Origin of the sequence: Martinezella lusitana (genome assembly GCF_900094565.1) — a bacterium.
GTDB lineage: Bacteria > Pseudomonadota > Alphaproteobacteria > Rhizobiales > Rhizobiaceae > Rhizobium > Rhizobium lusitanum.
In genome coordinates this window covers 41507-59356 of the sequence record NZ_FMAF01000022.1, presented here as the reverse complement: position 1 = coordinate 59356, position 17850 = coordinate 41507, and the positions used below count along the sequence as shown (strand labels likewise).

Annotated in this window: 17 protein-coding genes; 8 read left to right on the top strand and 9 right to left on the bottom strand. The window is 59.2% G+C overall.

All coding sequences use genetic code 11. The annotated features are described in order from the left end of the window. Positions 1–127: 127 nt before the first annotated feature. A complete protein-coding gene (locus tag GA0061101_RS28755; RefSeq protein ID WP_047562682.1) occupies positions 128–1990 on the top strand; it encodes an ABC transporter ATP-binding protein in 1863 nt (620 codons plus the stop codon). 47 nt (positions 1991–2037) lie between these two features. Here the strand turns inward: GA0061101_RS28755 and GA0061101_RS28750 are convergent, their stop codons facing one another. Beyond that, complete coding sequence (locus tag GA0061101_RS28750) at positions 2038–2979, bottom strand: endonuclease/exonuclease/phosphatase family protein (protein ID WP_092576299.1); 942 nt, start codon at positions 2977–2979, stop codon at positions 2038–2040. Between the two features lie 467 nt (positions 2980–3446). Between GA0061101_RS28750 and petA the strand changes: the two genes are divergently transcribed. The 4 genes from petA to GA0061101_RS28730 all read left to right on the top strand — a co-directional run bounded on the left by petA (position 3447) and on the right by GA0061101_RS28730 (position 6862). Next, positions 3447–4025, top strand: a complete 579-nt coding sequence (petA, locus tag GA0061101_RS28745; protein WP_037194725.1) for a ubiquinol-cytochrome c reductase iron-sulfur subunit — start codon at positions 3447–3449, stop codon at positions 4023–4025. 14 nt (positions 4026–4039) lie between these two features. After that, positions 4040–5314, top strand: coding sequence for a cytochrome b (locus GA0061101_RS28740; RefSeq protein ID WP_034504061.1), 1275 nt, complete (start codon positions 4040–4042; stop codon positions 5312–5314). Between the two features lie 22 nt (positions 5315–5336). Next, on the top strand, positions 5337–6203 hold the full coding sequence (locus GA0061101_RS28735; protein WP_037194722.1) for a cytochrome c1: 867 nt from the start codon (positions 5337–5339) through the stop codon (positions 6201–6203). A 116-nt stretch (positions 6204–6319) separates the two neighbouring features. After that, positions 6320–6862 (top strand): adenine phosphoribosyltransferase, encoded by a 543-nt coding sequence (locus GA0061101_RS28730; RefSeq protein WP_037194719.1) that lies wholly within the window; start codon positions 6320–6322, stop codon positions 6860–6862. Positions 6863–6912: 50 nt separating this feature from the next. On the opposite strand, the gene GA0061101_RS28725 is transcribed toward GA0061101_RS28730, so the two are convergent. Both GA0061101_RS28725 and GA0061101_RS28720 read right to left on the bottom strand, forming a co-directional pair. Continuing rightward, entirely contained in the window at positions 6913–7380 is a 468-nt protein-coding gene (locus GA0061101_RS28725) for a MaoC family dehydratase (protein WP_092576296.1), read from the bottom strand. After that, positions 7377–7841: a MaoC family dehydratase gene (locus tag GA0061101_RS28720; RefSeq protein WP_092576336.1), complete on the bottom strand. Its 465-nt coding sequence runs from the start codon at positions 7839–7841 to the stop codon at positions 7377–7379. The genes GA0061101_RS28725 and GA0061101_RS28720 overlap by 4 nt, the downstream gene beginning before the upstream one ends. A gap of 184 nt (positions 7842–8025) precedes the next feature. Between GA0061101_RS28720 and GA0061101_RS28715 the strand changes: the two genes are divergently transcribed. Continuing rightward, a complete protein-coding gene (locus tag GA0061101_RS28715) occupies positions 8026–9138 on the top strand; it encodes a hypothetical protein (protein WP_092576293.1) in 1113 nt (370 codons plus the stop codon). Positions 9139–9159: 21 nt separating this feature from the next. Here GA0061101_RS28715 and ychF read toward each other — a convergent pair whose 3' ends face one another. Beyond that, on the bottom strand, positions 9160–10263 hold the full coding sequence (gene ychF / locus GA0061101_RS28710; protein WP_037194712.1) for a redox-regulated ATPase YchF: 1104 nt from the start codon (positions 10261–10263) through the stop codon (positions 9160–9162). Positions 10264–10498: 235 nt separating this feature from the next. Here ychF and clpS point away from each other — a divergent pair, with 235 nt between their 5' ends. Continuing rightward, positions 10499–10810, top strand: coding sequence for an ATP-dependent Clp protease adapter ClpS (clpS, locus tag GA0061101_RS28705; RefSeq protein ID WP_037194710.1), 312 nt, complete (start codon positions 10499–10501; stop codon positions 10808–10810). A gap of 15 nt (positions 10811–10825) precedes the next feature. Here clpS and GA0061101_RS28700 read toward each other — a convergent pair whose 3' ends face one another. From GA0061101_RS28700 to GA0061101_RS28680, 5 genes are all read right to left on the bottom strand, one after another. Beyond that, positions 10826–11302 (bottom strand): GNAT family N-acetyltransferase, encoded by a 477-nt coding sequence (locus tag GA0061101_RS28700; protein ID WP_092576290.1) that lies wholly within the window; start codon positions 11300–11302, stop codon positions 10826–10828. A 1-nt stretch (position 11303) separates the two neighbouring features. Beyond that, positions 11304–12020, bottom strand: coding sequence for an aminoacyl-tRNA hydrolase (gene pth / locus GA0061101_RS28695; protein ID WP_037194706.1), 717 nt, complete (start codon positions 12018–12020; stop codon positions 11304–11306). A 73-nt stretch (positions 12021–12093) separates the two neighbouring features. Then, positions 12094–12825, bottom strand: a complete 732-nt coding sequence (locus GA0061101_RS28690; protein WP_092576287.1) for a substrate-binding periplasmic protein — start codon at positions 12823–12825, stop codon at positions 12094–12096. A 14-nt stretch (positions 12826–12839) separates the two neighbouring features. Further along, positions 12840–15206, bottom strand: coding sequence for an EAL domain-containing protein (locus GA0061101_RS28685; RefSeq protein WP_047638648.1), 2367 nt, complete (start codon positions 15204–15206; stop codon positions 12840–12842). A 245-nt stretch (positions 15207–15451) separates the two neighbouring features. Continuing rightward, positions 15452–16066 (bottom strand): 50S ribosomal protein L25/general stress protein Ctc, encoded by a 615-nt coding sequence (locus GA0061101_RS28680; RefSeq protein WP_037194699.1) that lies wholly within the window; start codon positions 16064–16066, stop codon positions 15452–15454. Positions 16067–16366: 300 nt separating this feature from the next. Between GA0061101_RS28680 and GA0061101_RS28675 the strand changes: the two genes are divergently transcribed. Further along, the gene (locus GA0061101_RS28675) at positions 16367–17809 is read left to right on the top strand and encodes a hypothetical protein (protein WP_092576284.1); all 1443 of its coding nucleotides are present in this window, start codon (positions 16367–16369) and stop codon (positions 17807–17809) included. Positions 17810–17850: the final 41 nt, after the last annotated feature.

Sequence of the window (17850 nt, the reverse complement as noted above, 5' to 3'; positions counted from 1 at the left end):
TTCGGCCGCCCTTTCTGTTGGCGCCTCATTCGTGGTGAGCCCGCCGCATCCAATCCTAACAAAAATGTAACCTTCGCTATGGCCCCCTTTACTTTGCGAGCTCTCAGAAATTCCCTATATCGCTCGCATGCTCATCCGTTCCGTGTACCGTCTGTTCGAGACGTGGATTGATCCCTACTACCGCAGCGGCGATCTTCGTCCGCCGCGGTCGCTCGGGGCGTTCATCTGGTACTATGTCAGCCAGGCGAAAGGCCCGTTCCTGGCGATGGCGGCGCTCGGCGGTGCCGTGGCGATGCTCGAGGCGGCGCTGTTCTGGTTCGTCGGCCATCTGGTCGACATTCTCGACAGGGTGAACCCGGGCGAAGGATGGAGCGGACTGCTCGCCGGCCATGGGGGAGTGCTCCTCGGCATGGTCTTCGTCGTTCTGGTGGTCCGCTTCGTGGTCGTCAGCCTTGGTGCGCTTGTGGAGGAGCAGGTCGTCGTGCCCGGCTTTCTCAATCTCGTGCGCTGGCAGGCCTATCGGCACGTGGCCAGGCAATCGGTCGAATTCTTCCAGAACGATTTTTCCGGGCGTGTCGTCACCAAGGTCTGGTCGGCGGGCCAGGCGACAGGCGATCTTGTCGTGTCGCTGCTGCAAGTGGTCTGGTTCATCATCATCTATGCCGCTTCCACCATTGCGCTGGTCGGCAGGCTCGACTGGCGGCTGGCGCTGGTGATTACGGTGTGGATCGGCATCTTCTCGCTGCTGGCCCGCCACTTCGTGCCGCGCATCCGGCGGCACGCCCGCAACGCGGCGGAGGCATCCTCGATGCTGAACGGCCGCATGGTCGACGCCTATGCCAATATCCAGACGCTAAAGCTCTTCGGACGTGAGGAGCAGAACGACGATTATATCCGCAACGGCTTCGATCGTTTCCAGGCCGCCGTCATGCCTTTCACGCGGCTGTTGACGGGTGTACGTTCCTCGCTCGCCCTGCTGTCGGGCGTGATGATCACCACCATCGGCGCGCTTGCCGTGCATCTCTGGTTGTCCGGCGCGATCTCGACCGGCGGCGTTGCTTTCACGCTCAGCATGGTGCTGCGGCTGAACATGCTCTTCGGCCGCATGATGGCGCAGTTCAACGCCATCATGCGCAATCTCGGTACGATCCAGAATTCGGCCGAGATGATCTCCGAGCCGATCGGCCTGGTCGACCAGGCAGGCGCCAAGGACCTGACGATCAGCGGCCCCGAAATCCGCTTCGAGAACGTGACCTTCCACTACGGGCGCGGCGGCGGCATCATCGACAATTTCTCCCTCTGCGTGCGCGCGGGCGAGAAGGTCGGCATTGTCGGCCGCTCGGGGGCGGGCAAGACGACGCTCGTCAATCTGCTGCTGCGCTTCTATGACCTTGAAGGCGGCCGCATCCTGATCGACGGCCAGGACATAGCCCGCGTGCGACAGGAGTCGCTGCGCGGTGCGATCGGTATGGTGACTCAGGATACCGCCCTTCTGAACCGCTCCATTCGCGACAACATTCTTTTCGGTCGTCCGGATGCCGGCGACGAGCGGATGGTGGAGGCGGCACGCCAGGCGGAGGCGGACAGGTTCATCATCGATCTCGAAGATCAAAAGGGGCGCGCCGCCTATGCGGCCCATGTCGGCGAGCGCGGCGTCAAGCTTTCGGGCGGCCAGCGCCAGCGTATCGCGATCGCGCGCGTCATGCTGAAGGACGCGCCGATCCTGGTGCTCGATGAAGCGACGTCGGCGCTGGATTCTGAGGCCGAGGCCGCGCTGCAATCCAATCTCGACACGCTGATGAAGGGCAAGACCGTGTTGGCGATCGCCCATCGGCTATCGACCATTGCCAAGCTCGACCGGCTGATCGTGGTCGACAAGGGCAAGATCATCGAGGAGGGGACCCATGACGAGCTGATCGCCCGCCGCGGCCTCTATTCCGAGCTCTGGGCACGTCAATCCGGTGGCTTCATAGCGACCGACGCCGAATAGCCTCTCCTCCGCGCGCATCTCCGCCAAGAACCTGCGATATCAAGCCACTATTTGGAAATGCCGAACTCCGTCATCACGCCGAAATGGTTCGAGCCCATGGCGTCGGGTATCTGCTTTACCGATACCAGCCGCAGCGGAGCGCGCGCGAACACATGGTCGATCGTGATGCCGTAGGCGCCGGCCTCGATCGGCCATGTGGCCGGTTCCGGGAAGGCGTGGCGCAGGCCGGTTGCCGCCAGGAAGTCCCGCATATCGGGCACGATGACCGACGCGTTGAAATCGCCGGCCAGGATCAACGGCCCTTTCACATCGCCAAGGATCGAGCCGAGAAGATCGAGTTCGATCTGATGGAAGGCGTCGAAATAGGGCTTGCTCAGATGGACCGATGCGAAATTGACGGGCTGTCCCTCCATGTCGATGGTGGCGAGAATGAAACGATTGTCCCAAAGGCTGCCGAGGCTGCGCATGAGCTGCGTCTGGAACGGCCGCTTCGACAGCATCAGCGAGTCGCAATCGGACGTCATCACGCCACAGCCGATGTGGTAGGGATAGACCTGTGTGATGCGATCCATCTGCGAAAAGATCGGGCCTGCCTCGAAGATTTCGACGATATCGGCCTTCGAGCCGATGATGAGATCGGCGATACGTCCGCCGTTCTCGAAGTTGCTGTCCTCTATGTTGAAGGAGAGGAGCCTGAAGCTTCCGACCGATGCTTCCGCCGGCGCAATGAAGGAGGGGACGGCATATTCCTGGAGCATGATAACGGAATGCACCAGCAGCGCGGCGCCGACCAACACCAGGAATGTCGCATACCAGTGCCGTTTGAAAACAAGCGCGATCAGGGCGAGCACGATCGCGACCAGGCTGATGTGGGTCTGCAGGCTATCAAAAAAGGCCAGTATCCACGAATCGGCCACGTAGCGCGCCGCGAGTATGCCGAGCGCCAGAGTGGCGAGGACACATAGAACGCAATAAACCGTATGTCTCATGAGAGGTTCTCGTGCTTCGTTTTCGGCGCTTTGACGAGGCGCAGCAACGGCCTCAATCGTTCATAAATCGCGCGCTAAATCCATTCCGTTTTAAGAGGTAGAAAGGCAAGCTCATTATATACCGGACGCTGTACCGCTACCGCTTATGCCGCAATGCAGCATTGAAATCACTGTTTATTTTGCCTTGCATCATAAAAATATATTATCTGAATCGCTCGTTTTTTCATGTGCTTAGGGCCGCGTCACTGCAGCTTGCGATTTTAAGCTCCGGCCTTGCGAACGAATAGCGCAGTTTTGCCGCGACATTGTGCCCTCTTCCCTTGCCAAGACTGGACATAATTTGCGATCAAGCTTAGAACGCAGCGGGTTACGGAGGAATCTATGGCGGAATTATGGTCGCGTTGATTCGCCGTTAGTGAGGGGGTACCGCGGCTCTGCCGCGGTTTTGCGGAAGAGGATGTCCAGCCTTGAGCGAGCATAGTACGACAAGTGAAACCATCGGCGAGCCAACTCGCCGCGATTTCCTTTATTTGACGACAGGAATGGCGGGCGCAGTGGGCGCGGTTGCCGTCGCCTGGCCGTTTATCGATCAGATGCGGCCGGATGCGTCCACACTCGCTCTTGCTTCCATCGAAGTCGACGTGTCGAGCCTGGAGCCTGGCATGTCTTTGACGGTGAAATGGCGCGGCAAGCCTGTCTTCATCCGCAACCGCACGCAAAAGGAAATCGACGATGCCAAGGGCACGCAGATTTCCGATCTGAAGGATCCCGTCGCCCGCAATGCCAATCTGCCGTCGGATGCGCAAGCGACCGATGCCGCGCGTTCGGCCGGTAATGGGAAGGAAAACTGGCTTGTCATGATCGGCGTCTGCACGCATCTCGGTTGCATCCCGCTCGGTCAGGCTGGGGAATATGGCGGCTGGTTCTGTCCCTGCCACGGTTCGGTCTATGATACCGCCGGTCGCATCCGCCATGGGCCGGCGCCGCAGAACCTCGCCATTCCGCTATATGCGTTCACCGCAGAAAAAAAGATCAAGGTCGGTTGAGGGGGAGCTGAATCATGAGTACTCATTCGTCTTACGAGCCATCCACAGGGCTCGAAAAATGGGTCGATGCGCGGTTGCCGCTGCCGCGTATGGTCTATGACAGTTTCATTGCCTATCCGGTTCCGCGCAACCTGAACTATGCCTATACGTTCGGCGCGATGCTGGCCGTCATGCTCGTTCTGCAGATCCTGACGGGTGTCGTCCTTGCCATGCATTATGCGGCGGATACGACCGTCGCCTTCAATTCGGTCGAAAAGATCGTCCGCGACGTCAACCACGGCTGGCTGCTGCGCTACATGCATGCCAACGGCGCGTCCTTCTTCTTTGTCGCTGTTTATCTCCACATCGCGCGCGGCCTCTATTACGGCTCCTACAAGGCGCCGCGCGAAATCCTCTGGATCCTCGGCGTGATCATCTATCTGCTGATGATGGCGACCGCCTTCATGGGCTATGTGCTGCCCTGGGGCCAGATGTCCTTCTGGGGTGCCACTGTTATCACCGGCTTTTTCTCGGCCTTCCCTTGGGTCGGCGACTGGATCCAGACCTTCCTGCTCGGCGGCTTCGCCGTTGACGATCCGACGCTCAACCGCTTCTTCTCGCTGCACTATCTGCTGCCGTTCATGATCGCCGGCGTTGTCATCCTGCACATCTGGGCTCTGCATGTGACCGGCCAGACGAACCCGACCGGCGTCGAGGTCAAGCTGAAGACCGATACCGTGGCCTTCACACCCTACGCCACGCTCAAGGACGCGCTTGGCGTTTCGATCTTCCTGCTGGTGTTCGCCTATTTCGTCTTCTACCTGCCGAATTTCCTCGGTCACGCCGATAACTATATCCCGGCCAATCCGCTGAAGACGCCGGCTCACATCGTTCCGGAATGGTACTTCCTGCCGTTCTACGCAATGCTGCGGTCGATCACCTTCAACATCGGGCCGATCGATTCCAAGCTCGGCGGCGTCTTGACGATGTTCGGCGCGATCATCGTGCTGTTCTTCCTGCCGTGGCTCGATACGTCGAAGGTTCGTTCGGCCGTCTATCGTCCGTGGTACAAGCTGTTCTTCTGGCTGTTCGTCGCCGATGCCATCCTGCTCGGTTGGCTGGGCTCGCAGCCGGCGGAAGGGATCTACACCACGGCTGCGCAGTTCGCGACATTGTTCTACTTCCTCTTCTTCCTCGTCGCCATGCCGGTGCTCGGCATAGTCGAGACACCGAGGCGCGTTCCCAATTCGATTACGGAAGCGGTTCTTGAAAAACAGGGCGGTAAAGTTGCCACCCCGGTTCAAGCTTGACCGGCGATAGAGGAAGAAAACGATGAAAAAACTTATTGTCGGCCTTCTGTCGCTCACGCTCATGGGCGGTCCGGCGAGCGTTGCTGCCTTTGCCGCGGAAACGAAGCCTGCCGCAGAAAGCGAGACGCCGCATTATCCGCTGAAGGAGCCGCGCGAACAGCATTGGTCCTTCTCCGGCCCGTTCGGCTATTACGACAAGGCGCAGCTGCAACGTGGCCTCAAGGTCTACACGGAAGTCTGTTCCGCCTGCCACTCGATGAAGCTGGTGGCCTACCGCACGCTGGGAGACCTCGGTTATTCTGAGGCGCAGGTGAAAACCTTCGCTGCCAACTACGAAGTGCAGGACGGGCCGAACCCTCAGGGTGAGATGTTTACCCGCAAGGCGGTTCCATCAGATCATTTCAACTCGCCGTTCCCGAACGACGAGGCTGCTGCTGCCTCCAACAACGGGGCCGTTCCGCCTGACATGTCGCTGCTTGCCAAGGCGCGCGAAATCGAACGCGGCTTCCCGCAGTTCATTTTCGATATCTTCACGCAGTATCAGGAAGGCGGCCCGGACTACATCTACTCGCTGCTGACCGGCTATGAAGATGCGCCGGCCGGTTTCAAGGTACCGCAGAACTCGCACTACAATCCGTATTTCGATGCGGCCGCGACCTTTGCGATGCCGAAGCCACTTTCGGACGGGCAGGTGACCTATGACGACGGCTCGCCGCAGACGGTGGACCAGTATGCGCGCGACGTCGCTGCCTTCCTGATGTGGACATCCGAACCGCATCTGGAGGATCGCAAGCACCTCGGCTTCATGGTCATCGTGTTCCTGCTGATCTTCTCGGTGTTGATCTATCTCACCAAACGGTCCGTCTATGCCAAGGCCGGCGCTCACTGAGTATTGCGGTGAATCAACGAAAAGGCGGCCTGTCCGGGCCGCCTTTTTTATTGGTATAACGCCTGGGTATTGCTAGGGTGCGGCCGGCCCTATCACAGCCTGAGAGTACATATTTCATGAACACTATCGCTTCGGAGCTTGCTGCCAGCATCCGCTCCATTCCGGATTATCCCAAGCCCGGCATCATCTTTCGCGACATCACGACGATGCTCGGCGATGCCAAGGCGTTTCGCCGCGCGGTCGATGCGCTCGTGCAGCCCTATGCCGGCACGAAGATCGACAAGATCGCTGGAATGGAAGCGCGCGGCTTTATCCTTGGGGGAGCGGTAGCGCATCAGTTGTCGGCCGGCTTCGTGCCGATCCGCAAGAAGGGCAAGCTGCCGCACGATATCGTCCGCATCGCCTACAGCCTGGAATATGGCGTCGACGAGATGGAGATGCACCGGGACGCCGTCAATCCCGGCGAGAGAGTGATCCTTGTCGACGACCTGATCGCGACCGGCGGCACGGCTGTCGGCGCCACGCAGTTGCTGCGCCAGATCGGCGCCGAAGTCGTCGCTGCCTGCTTCGTCATCGACCTGCCGGATCTCGGCGGCCGCAAGAAGCTCGAAGCGCTTGATGTGCCCGTTCATACGCTGGTGGAATTCGCCGGTCACTGAGCCGGGCTTGTTGGGCCCGCCGGGCAGAATTGCCGGCAGCCCCGCTATTCCTATTCAAATGCCAGCACGGTGCTTTCGAAGCGCAAGGCCGGCATGCCATGCTGGTTCGAGCCGTCACAGGCGAGTGTGTAGAGCGTCCAGCCGGGGCGCGAGGCCAAAGGGCGGCTGGCGAGCAGGGTGACGCCATAGGTGATGGTGTCGCCGGCAAAGACCGGGCGCAGCCATTGCAGCGTCTTGAAGCCGGGCGAGGGCCCGAGTTTGGGGGGAGTGTTCCCCTCCGCAATCAGCCTGATGGTCTCGCCCTTCCAGAAATCGACGAAGGTGCGCATCCACATCGAGCAACTGTGCCAGCCGGAGGCGCAAAGGCCGCCGAACAGCGTCCCTTTGGCCGCTTCGGCATCCATGTGGAAGATCTGCGGATCGAAGCGCGATGCGAAGCGGACAATGCTTTCGGGCGTGAAGGTATGGGTGCCGATCTCGACCCGTTCACCGATGGTATAGAGCTCGCTCATCTTCATGCCGACACCTCCGCGCCTGCGCGCATACGGATCATCGTCGAGTTTTCGCCGAGGCAGACGAGCTCGCGGCGCTGGTTCTCGACCTCGTGGCGGAATTTGACGATGCCGATGCCGGGGCGCGAGCGCATGGGACGTGCTTCCAGCACGATGGACCGGCCGGACAGGGTATCATCAGCCAGAACCGGCTTCTTCCAATCCATGAAGTCGATGCCCGGGGCACCTTGCGCATCGGCTTCGAGAAGATAGGAGTCGCACATCATGCGCATGAACATCGCCGCGGTATGCCAGCCTGAGGCTGCAAGGCCGCCAAGGATGCTGGTGCGGCCCGCTTCCTCATCCAGGTGCATCGGTTGCGGGTCGAATTCCCTGGCGAATTCGATAATTTCCACCGCCGTCACATGTTTTGGGCCGAGCGGAAATTCCTGCCCCGGCTGAAAATCCTCATATGCCAGTTTCGCCATATTCGTCACGAGCCTCCTCATTCCGTCCGTGCGCAATCGCATGCCGGGCAGGAAGCGCGCAAGTATTTTCGTAATAGCAGCGGATAACAGAGTGCTGTGAACGCATGCCGGTGCCCCGCAGCCCTTGATTGTGTGCCGGCGATGTGATGAGGCTGCATAACATCGTCACGCAGTAAGGACAGACATGAGCGATCTCAAGACCGCGCTGGAAGGCGCCGCCGGCGAGGGGATAATTTCCCCGGACCAAGCCATGCGGCTTTTGCCCTATCTGGCCGAGCGCAATATCGGCGCCCCCACCGTTCGGAACGGTCTTTCGCAGCCGCGCGACAATGATCTGATGAACCCGCTGGAGGACAGTGAAGCGCCGCGCTTCATTCGAGGCTTTCATGATGTCCTGATTACCATCGGCATCATCGTGCTGCTTGCCGGGCTATGGGGGCTTACGAGCTTCCTCGGGCCGCTGCCGGCGATTATCATCCTTGCCGAAATCCTGGTGCGCCGCCAGCGGCTGGCGCTTCCGGCAGTTGCGCTGACCATCGCGCTGGCGCAATGGATAATCACCGTCTCGGTGGTCTATCTCGGTCCGGCCGACGATGGCCGATCTATCATGGTGGACTGGATGGTGATGACGCTTCCATTGCCGCCGCTCTTTGCCTTGTTTTATTGGCGCTACCGCGTGCCGTTGTCGCTGGCAATGCTGCTCTTTTCGCTGTTTGCGCTGTTGCTGGCGGCAGTCTTCTACATCATGGGGCTGGTGACGGGCGCGCCGAACGTGGTGCTTGCCTACCCGCTGCTGTCGATTTGCATCATGTTTGCGGCGGCACTCGGGACATTCGCGGTTGCGATGTATTTCGATCTCCGCGATCCCCAGCGCGTAACACGCCGCTCTGACGTTGCCTTCTGGCTGCATCTCGCGACCGCGCCTGCGTTGCTGTACACGGCGAACCTGCTGGCATTCATGCTTGAGTTCGGCAAGGACGGCGACATTTTCACCAACATTGACACTGGTGGTTACGCGCAGGCGGCGACCATCGTCGTCATCGTGGCGATCATGATGCTGATCGGCCTGATCATCGACAGGCGTGCTTTCGTCACAGCTGGTTTGCTTTCGCTCGGCGTGGCGATCGGCACTATTTTGCGGCAGAACAATGCCGGGCTCGACAAGGTGAGCTTCATCGTGCTGATGATCGTCGGGCTCATCGTACTGGTGATCGGCGTCGGCTGGCCGCATCTGCGCCGCGCCACGGTCCGGCTGCTGCCGGCATCTATACAAGAAAGATTGCCGGCGCTCAGGTAAGCGCCGGCAATCCTTCATTCTTTAGGCGTTAAAGAGGAAGTTGAGGACATCGCCGTCCTGGACGACATATTCCTTGCCTTCGGAGCGCATCTTGCCTGCTTCCTTGGCGCCGACTTCGCCGTTGTAGGCGACGTAGTCGTCATAGGCGATGGTGCTGGCGCGGATGAAGCCGCGTTCGAAGTCCGAATGGATGACGCCGGCGGCCTGCGGGGCCTTTGTGCCGCGCTCGATCGTCCAGGCGCGCGTTTCCTTCGGGCCGACTGTGAAATAGGTAATGAGGTGCAACAGCTTGTAGCCGGCGCGGATCAGCCGGTCGAGGCCGGCTTCATCGAGGCCGAGAGCGGAGAGGAATTCCGTCGCTTCCTCTTCAGGCAGCTGGGCTACTTCCGCTTCGATAGCGGCGGAGATGATCACCACCTCGGAATTCTGTTCCTTCGCCATGGCTTCGACTGCAGCGGTGTGCTCGTTGCCGGTCACGGCATCCGCCTCGGCGACGTTGCAAACATAGAGCACCGGATGCGAGGTCAGAAGGTTCAGGCTCTTGAGGATGCGGAGCTCCTCCGCGTCGAGCTTCGATAGCAGCGTGCGGACCGGCTTGCCTTCGTTCAGCAGGCTGAGCGAGGCTTCCATGATCGGCAGCATCGCCATGGAATCCTTGTCCTTGCTGGTGGCGCGCTTTCGCATCTGTTCTGTGCGGCGCTCCAGGCTCTCGAGATCGGAGAGCATCAGCTCGGTCTCGATCGTCTCGGCGTCGGCGACCGGATTGATGCGGCCTTCGACATGGGTGATGTCGCTATCCTCGAAGCAGCGCAACACATGCACGATGGCATCGACTTCGCGGATGTTGGCGAGGAACTGGTTGCCGAGGCCTTCGCCCTTCGAGGCGCCGCGCACGAGACCGGCGATATCGACGAAGGAGATGCGCGTCGGGATCAGCTCCTTCGACTTGGCGATGTCGGCAAGCTTGCGCATGCGCGGATCGGGAACCGCGACTTCACCGGTGTTCGGCTCGATCGTGCAGAAGGGATAATTCGCCGCCTGCGCCGCCGCCGTCTTGGTCAGCGCGTTGAACAGAGTGGACTTGCCGACATTCGGCAGCCCGACGATACCGCATTTGAAACCCATGGCACCTTGTCCATATCTAGAAAATCTTTGCAGTGCGTATGGGGGAAGGGCCGTTGCGGGTCAAGTCTTGTGGGGAAAGCGAGCCGATTTTCTGCCGCAAGACGGGTTGAAGCCTTCAAAAGCTGCGGCGCCACATTGTCTCCGAGACACCGTCCGCCTTGAATGGCGTGGTGCGCTGCACTATAATGGCGCTATTAGCTCAAAGCCTTTTTCTCTGTCGTCAACGGTGATGCCGATGAGTGACAATGATGTTGTCCTTAAACCAAAGACCAAAACCAAGCTGAAGGTCGAGAGGCCGAAGCTTTACAAGATCATTCTCGTCAATGACGACTACACGCCGCGCGAGTTCGTCATCATGGTGCTGAAGGCCGTCTTCCGCATGAGCGAGGAGGCCGGCTATCGCGTCATGATGACGGCGCATAAGCTCGGCAGCTGCGTGGTGATGGTTTGCGCGCGGGATATCGCCGAGACGAAAGCCCAGGAGGCGATCGATCTGGCAAAAAGTGCCGATTTCCCGCTGATGTTCACCACCGAGCCGGAAGAATAAGGCTCCCTCGGAGCGTCAGACTGCAACGGGGCGGCGGATCTGGAAGCCGGTCTTGTCCTGCGCGAAACCACAATTGGCGTAGAAACGCAGTGTCGCCGGGTCTTTTGAGCCGGTCAGCAGCATGATCTTGTAGCAGTTCTTTTCCCAGGCTGCCCCTATGGCCCTTTCAATGAGCGCTCCGGCAAGGCCGTGTTGGCGATAATCGGCATGGGTTACGACATTCTCGATCAAGGCATAGGAGGAGGCGCCGCGTGTCAGGTTTGGAATTATCACCAGTGTCACTGAGGAAATTGCTTCGTCGCCGGCGAAGGCCGCGAAGATCGTCATGCCGGGATGGGTCAGGATTTCGGCGAAGCGGCTCTCCACCAGATGAAGTTCCAGCTCCGGATCGGAGTTGAGGTGCCGATAGAGTGCCAGCAGGGTTCTGAGATCCCTGGCTGCTGCCGGCCGGATGACGATATTGTCGGCGTTTTCGGCTGCTGCTTCCGGCATTTCAATCGCCCTTCTTGCCGAACATCCTTTTCAGCATCTCCGCCATCGGGCCGGTTTCCGGTATCCTCGGCTGGTTGTGGTTGCGTGCTTGATGGATATGCGATTTGGCCGTGACTTTCTTTTCCGGCTTTGGCGCCTCTTCCTCGGCCTTGCCGCCCAGGGCGAGCGCGATCTTGTTCATCAGCTGCGAATCCTCGCCGCGCACCAGCATGTCGGCATTGTCGGCAAGCGTATCGAACAAAGGTTCCAGCCAGTCCCGGTCCACCTTGGCGAAATCGCCGAGAACGTGATTGTGCACGAGTTCCTTTGCGCCGGGATGACCAATGCCGAGACGGAGGCGCCGATATTCGCGGCCGGAATGGGCATCGATCGACTTGATGCCGTTGTGGCCGCCATGGCCGCCGCCGGTCTTCAGGCGTGCCTTGCCGGCCGGCAGGTCGAGTTCATCGTAGATCACCACCAGGTCGGACGGCTCGAGCTTATAAAAGCGCATGGCCTCGCCGACGGATTCGCCTGACAGGTTCATGAAGGTCTGCGGCTTGATGAGCAGCACTTTCTGGCCGCCGAGCTCGCCTTCGGCAATCTCCGCCTTGAATTTCTTCGACCACGGCGAAAAGCTGTGGCGGCGATGGATCGCGTCCACGGCCATGAAGCCGATGTTGTGGCGGTTGCCCTGATATTTGGCGCCGGGATTGCCGAGGCCCGCGATGAGAAGCATGCGCTTCACCCCTTGGAAAATGCAGATGCCCTTCACGACAGGGAATTGACGGCAAAGTCAAGGCGGGATGCGGTCACTCGCCGAGGCGCAGGCCGTACTTCAGGAAAATCCGCGTCTGCGTGCCGTCGGCGATCAGCGCATCGAGCGCGGTTTGCATTCTGCTCTGGAGATCGTCGGGGAAATCCTTCTGGCAGGCGATACCCATGGGTTGCTGGGAGAGGATCGTCACCTTCTCCACGGCATTGCCGTCCTTCTTCAGCTTATCGAAATAGAATTCCGAGATCGGCATCAGGTCGACGCGGTCGCTCATCAGTTTCTTCAGCGTCGCCCTGAAGTCGCTGCCCACATCGATACGCGGAAAATTGTTCCGGCGCAGTACACTCTCCGTATAGTCCTGGCGCCAGGTGCCCACGAGGTACGTCTTGGCTTCGTCGATCGTGGCGGCTGTAACCGTCGAGCCGCTGTGCTTGATCAGGATGTTGCGATCGATCAGCAACGGCTGCACCCATTTGAAGAGCTTGTCGCGCTCGTCGTTGTGCGCCGTGGCGAATACGCAGGTCAGAGGCTCCGTCAGCGCCTGGTTGTAGGCCCGGGCCCAGGGCATGATATCGATCGTGTAATCGACGCCGATGTCGGTCATGACCTTCTGTACCTGTTCGACGGTTGCTCCAATGGGGGTCTTGCCGTCGCGATAATTGAAGGGCGGATATTCTTCGGTCGTGAAATGGATGGTTTCAGCACGAGCAGGAGAAAGGACGGATAGCGAAGACAGGCTGATGGCGACCGTTAGCAGCAGTTTTCGCATGCGGTTCCTCATCGCTATGACGCCTGCGCTACGGGGGAGAGCTGGTCGAATTGCGGGCCGGACAGCGTTTTCATCAGATTGTCCGGATGTTGCGGTCGATGGAAGAGATAGCCTTGCCCATAATCGATGCCCATGGTGCGCAGGGTCGCGCATTCCTCTTCGGTTTCCACACCCTCGGCAATGACCGTGCAGCTCATCTTGTGCGAGAGCGTCGTAATGCTTTCCACAAGCATGCGGCTCCTGGCGCTGACGTCCGAAGCGGTATCGTTGATGGCGCGGATGAAGGATTGATCGATCTTGATGATGTCGACGGGGAACCGATTGATATAGCTCAGCGAGGAATAACCCGTGCCGAAATCGTCGAGCGCGATGCGGCAGCCGTAGTGGCAGATCTCGTTGATGACCATGCGTGTTTCCGGATTGTCGTCCATGAGCACGGCCTCTGTGATTTCGATGACGATGCGTCGCGGGGAAATATCGTAGCGCGAAAGCAAGGCTGCGATGCGCACGGGCAGATCCGGCTCGAACTGCAAGGGTGAGAAATTGATCGCGATGTAGCTGTCCTGCATGCCGTCGAGCCGCGACAGCCGTGCGAAATGGGCGATCGCTTTTTCCATGATGCGATTGCCTATGCGTATGATGGAGCCTGTTTCTTCCGCAACCTCGATGATGCGGCCCGGAGGCAGGATGCCCTTCTGCGGATGATGCAATCGCATCAGCGCCTCGAAGCCGACAATGGAGCGATCATCGATATTGACGACCGGTTGCAGATAGGCTTCGAACCAGTCTTCGCTGAGACCGCTTTCGATGTAGCTCTCCAATTCAGCGCGGCGGCGGGAGTCATCGAGCATGCCGTTGTCGAAGATCTGCGCGCCGTTCTTGCCGTCGCGCTTCTTGGCATACATGGCGATATCGGATTTCAGCAGCAGTTCGGCCGCGTTGGCGGCTTGGCGCGGATAGATGGCGATGCCGATGCTGGCGCTGAGGCGGGCGTCGCCACAGAATGGCGCGTCGAAGACTTCGGCGATGCGAGCGGCCATGTCCATGGCTCTTGCTTCCGCATCTTCCGCCAGCAGCAGGATCGCAAATTCGTCGCCGCCGAGGCGAGCTGCGACATCGCCGGGCGTCAGTCGGGCCTGCAGGCGCGATACGAGTTCGCGCAGTGCCGCATCGCCGGCGGCATGGCCCATATTGTCGTTGATCCACTTGAACCGGTCGAGGTCGATGAAGAGGCAGGCAAGCTCGCGATGGCGCAGGTCCGCCTCATTGATCTTGGCGTCGAGTGCGGTCTCGAATCCTTGACGGTTCAAGAGGCCAGTCAGATGGTCGGTGATCGCCTGGCGCAAGTTCCGGTCTTCGGATTGCTTGAGTTCGGTGACGTCGGTCATGACGGACAGCGAGAGGCCGTCCTGGACTGCCGTCGTCTCGAGGATCAAGACGTCCATTTTGCGCCCGTCCTGGCAAAGGAATTTTACCGTGACGGCAAGGCGGGCGGCGCTATCGGGATGGCTGCGTTTGCGGTCGACATATTGCGAGCGCGAATCTGGCAGTACCAGACTGGCGAATTCCCGCCCCAACACCTCGGCACGATTATAGCCTGTCGCAGCGAGCCAGTAATCGCTGACGGCGGCGATGCAATCGTCCTTGTCGAGGGAGAAGAGCATGGCGGGCGTCAGATTATAAGTGTCGGTGGCGCGGCGATGAGCGTGCTTCAGCTCGGTTTCCTCGCGCTGAAGCTTGCTCTGCATGTCGTTGAAACTGCTGGCGAGCCGTCCCATTTCGTCATTCGATTGCCAATCGACATGATGGCGCGAGCCGAGCCGCCGCGTCGCCTCGACGGCGTGCGTCAACCGCATCAATGGCTGGATGACGAAGATGCGGTTGCCGATCAGCGCCGCGCCGAAGACCGTCAGCACGGCGAAGATGAAGATGGAGATGAAGACGATCTCCTCGTTCTTCAAACCATCGAAGAGCCCAAGCTGGGGATAGTAGACCGTGATGGTGCCAAGCTTCTTTGCGCCATCGACGCCGTTATAGACGATCGAACGGGAAACCGACTCCAGATTGCCCTTGTAGGATTTAGGGATTGTCGATTGCGTTACGTCGAGCTGGCCAGAGAGGTCGCGGACATTGACCCTGACGATGGCGCCTTCGGCGACCGTCGTCGCACTGATCTGGGTGACGCTGTCTTCGTCGAGATCCCACAGAGGTTTGGCCAGGGCCTGGGCATTGGCAACGAGCAGTACGGTTATATGATCCTTGATTTCCTTTTCGGCGCGCTCTGACGACAGGAAAAGAAATAGAATAAAGAGCGGCGCTACGAAAATCAGCAGCGCTCCGCAGACGATCGCGAAAAACCTGTTTTCGACCGAATGGCTCATAGTCCCGATAGCTCCCCAGTCATAGGCCGGCGAATCTTGGGATACCGTTCCCTACAACTCTTTCGCGTAAGGTTCCATGAATGTGTTAAATGTTGTTGAAATTCCGGGGTTAAAGAATATCAATCAAAGTATAGATTCAAGAAATCTTTATTTTTACTTGTTCTAATATTAGTGATTGAATATGAAAAACCCGCCATCCCCATAAGGGAGGCGGGTCTGGATGCTTGGCAATGAAGACGCCAAAATCAGGCGGTGGTTTCCTCGCCGCCTTCTTCCTCTTCAGCAAGACCGGCTGCCGGGGCAACGATCGTTGCGATCGTGAAGTCGCGGTCGCTGATCACCGGGGTGACCTTCTTCGGCAGCGTCACATTCGAGATGTGGATGCTGTCGCCGCTCTTCAGGCCGCTGAGGTCAACGGTGAAGAATTCCGGGATCGCGTCGGCCGGGCAATGCACTTCAACTTCGTGACGAACGATGTTGAGAACGCCGCCAGCCTTGAGGCCCGGGGACTTTTCGTGGTTGACGAAGTGAACCGGGATTTCAACGGTGACTTCGGTGTTGCCGGAAACGCGCAGGAAATCGACATGAACCGTGAAGTCACGGACCGGATCGAGCTGGTAGTCCTTCGGCAGAACCTTGATCTTCTTGCCGCCGACGTCGATCGTTGCGATCGTCGTGAGAAAACCGCCGGCGTGGATGCGCTTCGTCACCTCATTGGTGTTGAGAGCGATAGAAATGGGGGCCTGCTTGTCACCATAGATGACAGCGGGAATCAAACCGTTGCGGCGAAGTTCACGGGCGGACCCCTTACCAACCCGTTCGCGCGCCTCGGCCTTGAGCTCGTAGCTTTCGTGGCTCATGGCTATTCCTTTCGAGGTTATTTGGAGAGTTCATCCGGTCGGTCATCGCCGTATCGGTTGAACTGGAGGAGGGCATGCCCTGCCTCATCCGCGTTGCCTCCAAGGGTGTCTACGCGGACGCGTGGCGTATAATACAAAGTGGCCGAAGGCGCAAGCACCTCCGGAATGCGAAGGTCTGTGATGACATTGCAACTCTTGCGCACGAGGCTGCGACGCCATTTCTATCAACGACTTGACATATACCCTCGGCCCCTTCAACAGTCGAACTCAATCGATCAGGGTCAAAAGGAGAGGTCGGGCATGCGCTCCAGGGCTATCGCCGCTGCGGTTATTTCCATGGGTCTTGCCGGCGCATCACAGGCGGCCGACATCAACGAGCAAGGCGCCAAGGACCTTCGCAACATACTGACGCATTCTCTTTCAAACGATCTTGCCCGAAGCGATTTCGTCTCGGTGAAACCAGCGGGTGATCAGTATGAGATTACCTATGACCTTGCAAAGTTCTTCGACAAAATCAATTCCAGCGCGTTTTCCGTCACGGGTTTCAAGCCGCTTTCTTTGTTCGCGCAGCCGGTCGATCAGGGCAAATGGCATTTGAAGGGCGATAACAGCCTCGATATTTCCCTGCATTCGCCGGTGTCCGACATAGCTTATTCCGTTGCCTCCACCTCTTTCGACGGCATTTTCGATCCTACGATCGAGATGATGCGGTCGATGGGCATCAAGAGCAGCGGCGTGAAATTCTCCAGTGTCGGCAGCGGGCCAAGGAGCGGGCGCAAGATCGACGCCACCATCGATAGCGCCTCTTTCGCGCATACGGTGACCGACAGCACCGAGGCAGGCAAGGTCGATCTGCAATTGCAGGGCACGCTGCAGCGATTCAGCGAACAGTTCACGGGGCGGCCGCATGGTTCACCCGTCAATATCAGTGTCGAGAGCGTCAATACGAACGTTACCGCGACCAGCTTGCCAGTGAAGGAGCTGCGTGCACTCATTCGCTTCTTCGTTCAACACGTCAAGGCGAAGCAGCTCTCGGAAAGCGGCAGCGAGAAGTTCGAGCAGCTGGTGCGCCGCGCCCTGCCGGTTTTCGGTTCGTTCAACAAGACTGTGACGTTGAACAATGTCCTGGTGGCGACGGATAAGGGCAAGGTCGGCGTCAAGCGTGTCGACTATAATTTCAAGATGGATGGCCTGACAAAGGCGTCCAATGTCAATTTCGAGCTGCGGGCAGAGCATTTCACGCCTGATGCGGACCTCATCCCGGCGGCTTATTCGCCTTTCCTGCCCGAGACATTGGACGTTCAGCTCGGTGTGCCCAACATCAACTTCGCCGGCCTCATCGACACGGCTCTAGGGGCGGTCGCCACGCGGGCGACGCCGGTTTCCGGTGAAGCGCTGAAGCGCACGATGTTCCCGAGCGGATACGGTACGCTCGAATTTCCGAAGATAAGCGCTACCTCCAGTGTCTACGACGTCGAGGTTTCCGGCGCGGTGAAGGCCTCGACCAAGGCCCATTCCGACTATTCGTTGCAGGCAACGATCCTGGCGCGCGATTTCGACAAGACTGTTACAGCCATTCAGGAGGCCGCCAAGACGGAGCCTCGGCTGAACAATGTCTCCTTCAGCCTGCTCGCCGCCAAGGGGTTTGCAAAAACCGATCCGGACGGTCGCCTACGCTGGGACGTCACGATGGATGAAGATCGGACAGTTACGGTCAACGGACAGGTGATGAAGAAGCCCTGAGGCACGGGGCGAACCAAGCTTCTTGGGCATTTTCGGACTTT

Coding starts and splice junctions, on each gene's coding strand:
- GA0061101_RS28685 (WP_047638648.1), bottom strand. CDS start 15,206: ATGAGCCATTCGGTCGAAAACAGGTTTTTCGCGATCGTCTGCGGAGCG.
- GA0061101_RS28680 (WP_037194699.1), bottom strand. CDS start 16,066: ATGAGCCACGAAAGCTACGAGCTCAAGGCCGAGGCGCGCGAACGGGTT.
- ychF (WP_037194712.1), bottom strand. CDS start 10,263: ATGGGTTTCAAATGCGGTATCGTCGGGCTGCCGAATGTCGGCAAGTCC.
- GA0061101_RS28715 (WP_092576293.1), top strand. CDS start 8,026: ATGAGCGATCTCAAGACCGCGCTGGAAGGCGCCGCCGGCGAGGGGATA.
- GA0061101_RS28675 (WP_092576284.1), top strand. CDS start 16,367: ATGCGCTCCAGGGCTATCGCCGCTGCGGTTATTTCCATGGGTCTTGCC.
- GA0061101_RS28740 (WP_034504061.1), top strand. CDS start 4,040: ATGAGTACTCATTCGTCTTACGAGCCATCCACAGGGCTCGAAAAATGG.
- GA0061101_RS28690 (WP_092576287.1), bottom strand. CDS start 12,825: ATGCGAAAACTGCTGCTAACGGTCGCCATCAGCCTGTCTTCGCTATCC.
- GA0061101_RS28735 (WP_037194722.1), top strand. CDS start 5,337: ATGAAAAAACTTATTGTCGGCCTTCTGTCGCTCACGCTCATGGGCGGT.
- pth (WP_037194706.1), bottom strand. CDS start 12,020: ATGCTTCTCATCGCGGGCCTCGGCAATCCCGGCGCCAAATATCAGGGC.
- GA0061101_RS28750 (WP_092576299.1), bottom strand. CDS start 2,979: ATGAGACATACGGTTTATTGCGTTCTATGTGTCCTCGCCACTCTGGCG.
- clpS (WP_037194710.1), top strand. CDS start 10,499: ATGAGTGACAATGATGTTGTCCTTAAACCAAAGACCAAAACCAAGCTG.
- GA0061101_RS28730 (WP_037194719.1), top strand. CDS start 6,320: ATGAACACTATCGCTTCGGAGCTTGCTGCCAGCATCCGCTCCATTCCG.
- GA0061101_RS28720 (WP_092576336.1), bottom strand. CDS start 7,841: ATGGCGAAACTGGCATATGAGGATTTTCAGCCGGGGCAGGAATTTCCG.
- GA0061101_RS28725 (WP_092576296.1), bottom strand. CDS start 7,380: ATGAAGATGAGCGAGCTCTATACCATCGGTGAACGGGTCGAGATCGGC.
- GA0061101_RS28755 (WP_047562682.1), top strand. CDS start 128: ATGCTCATCCGTTCCGTGTACCGTCTGTTCGAGACGTGGATTGATCCC.
- GA0061101_RS28700 (WP_092576290.1), bottom strand. CDS start 11,302: ATGCCGGAAGCAGCAGCCGAAAACGCCGACAATATCGTCATCCGGCCG.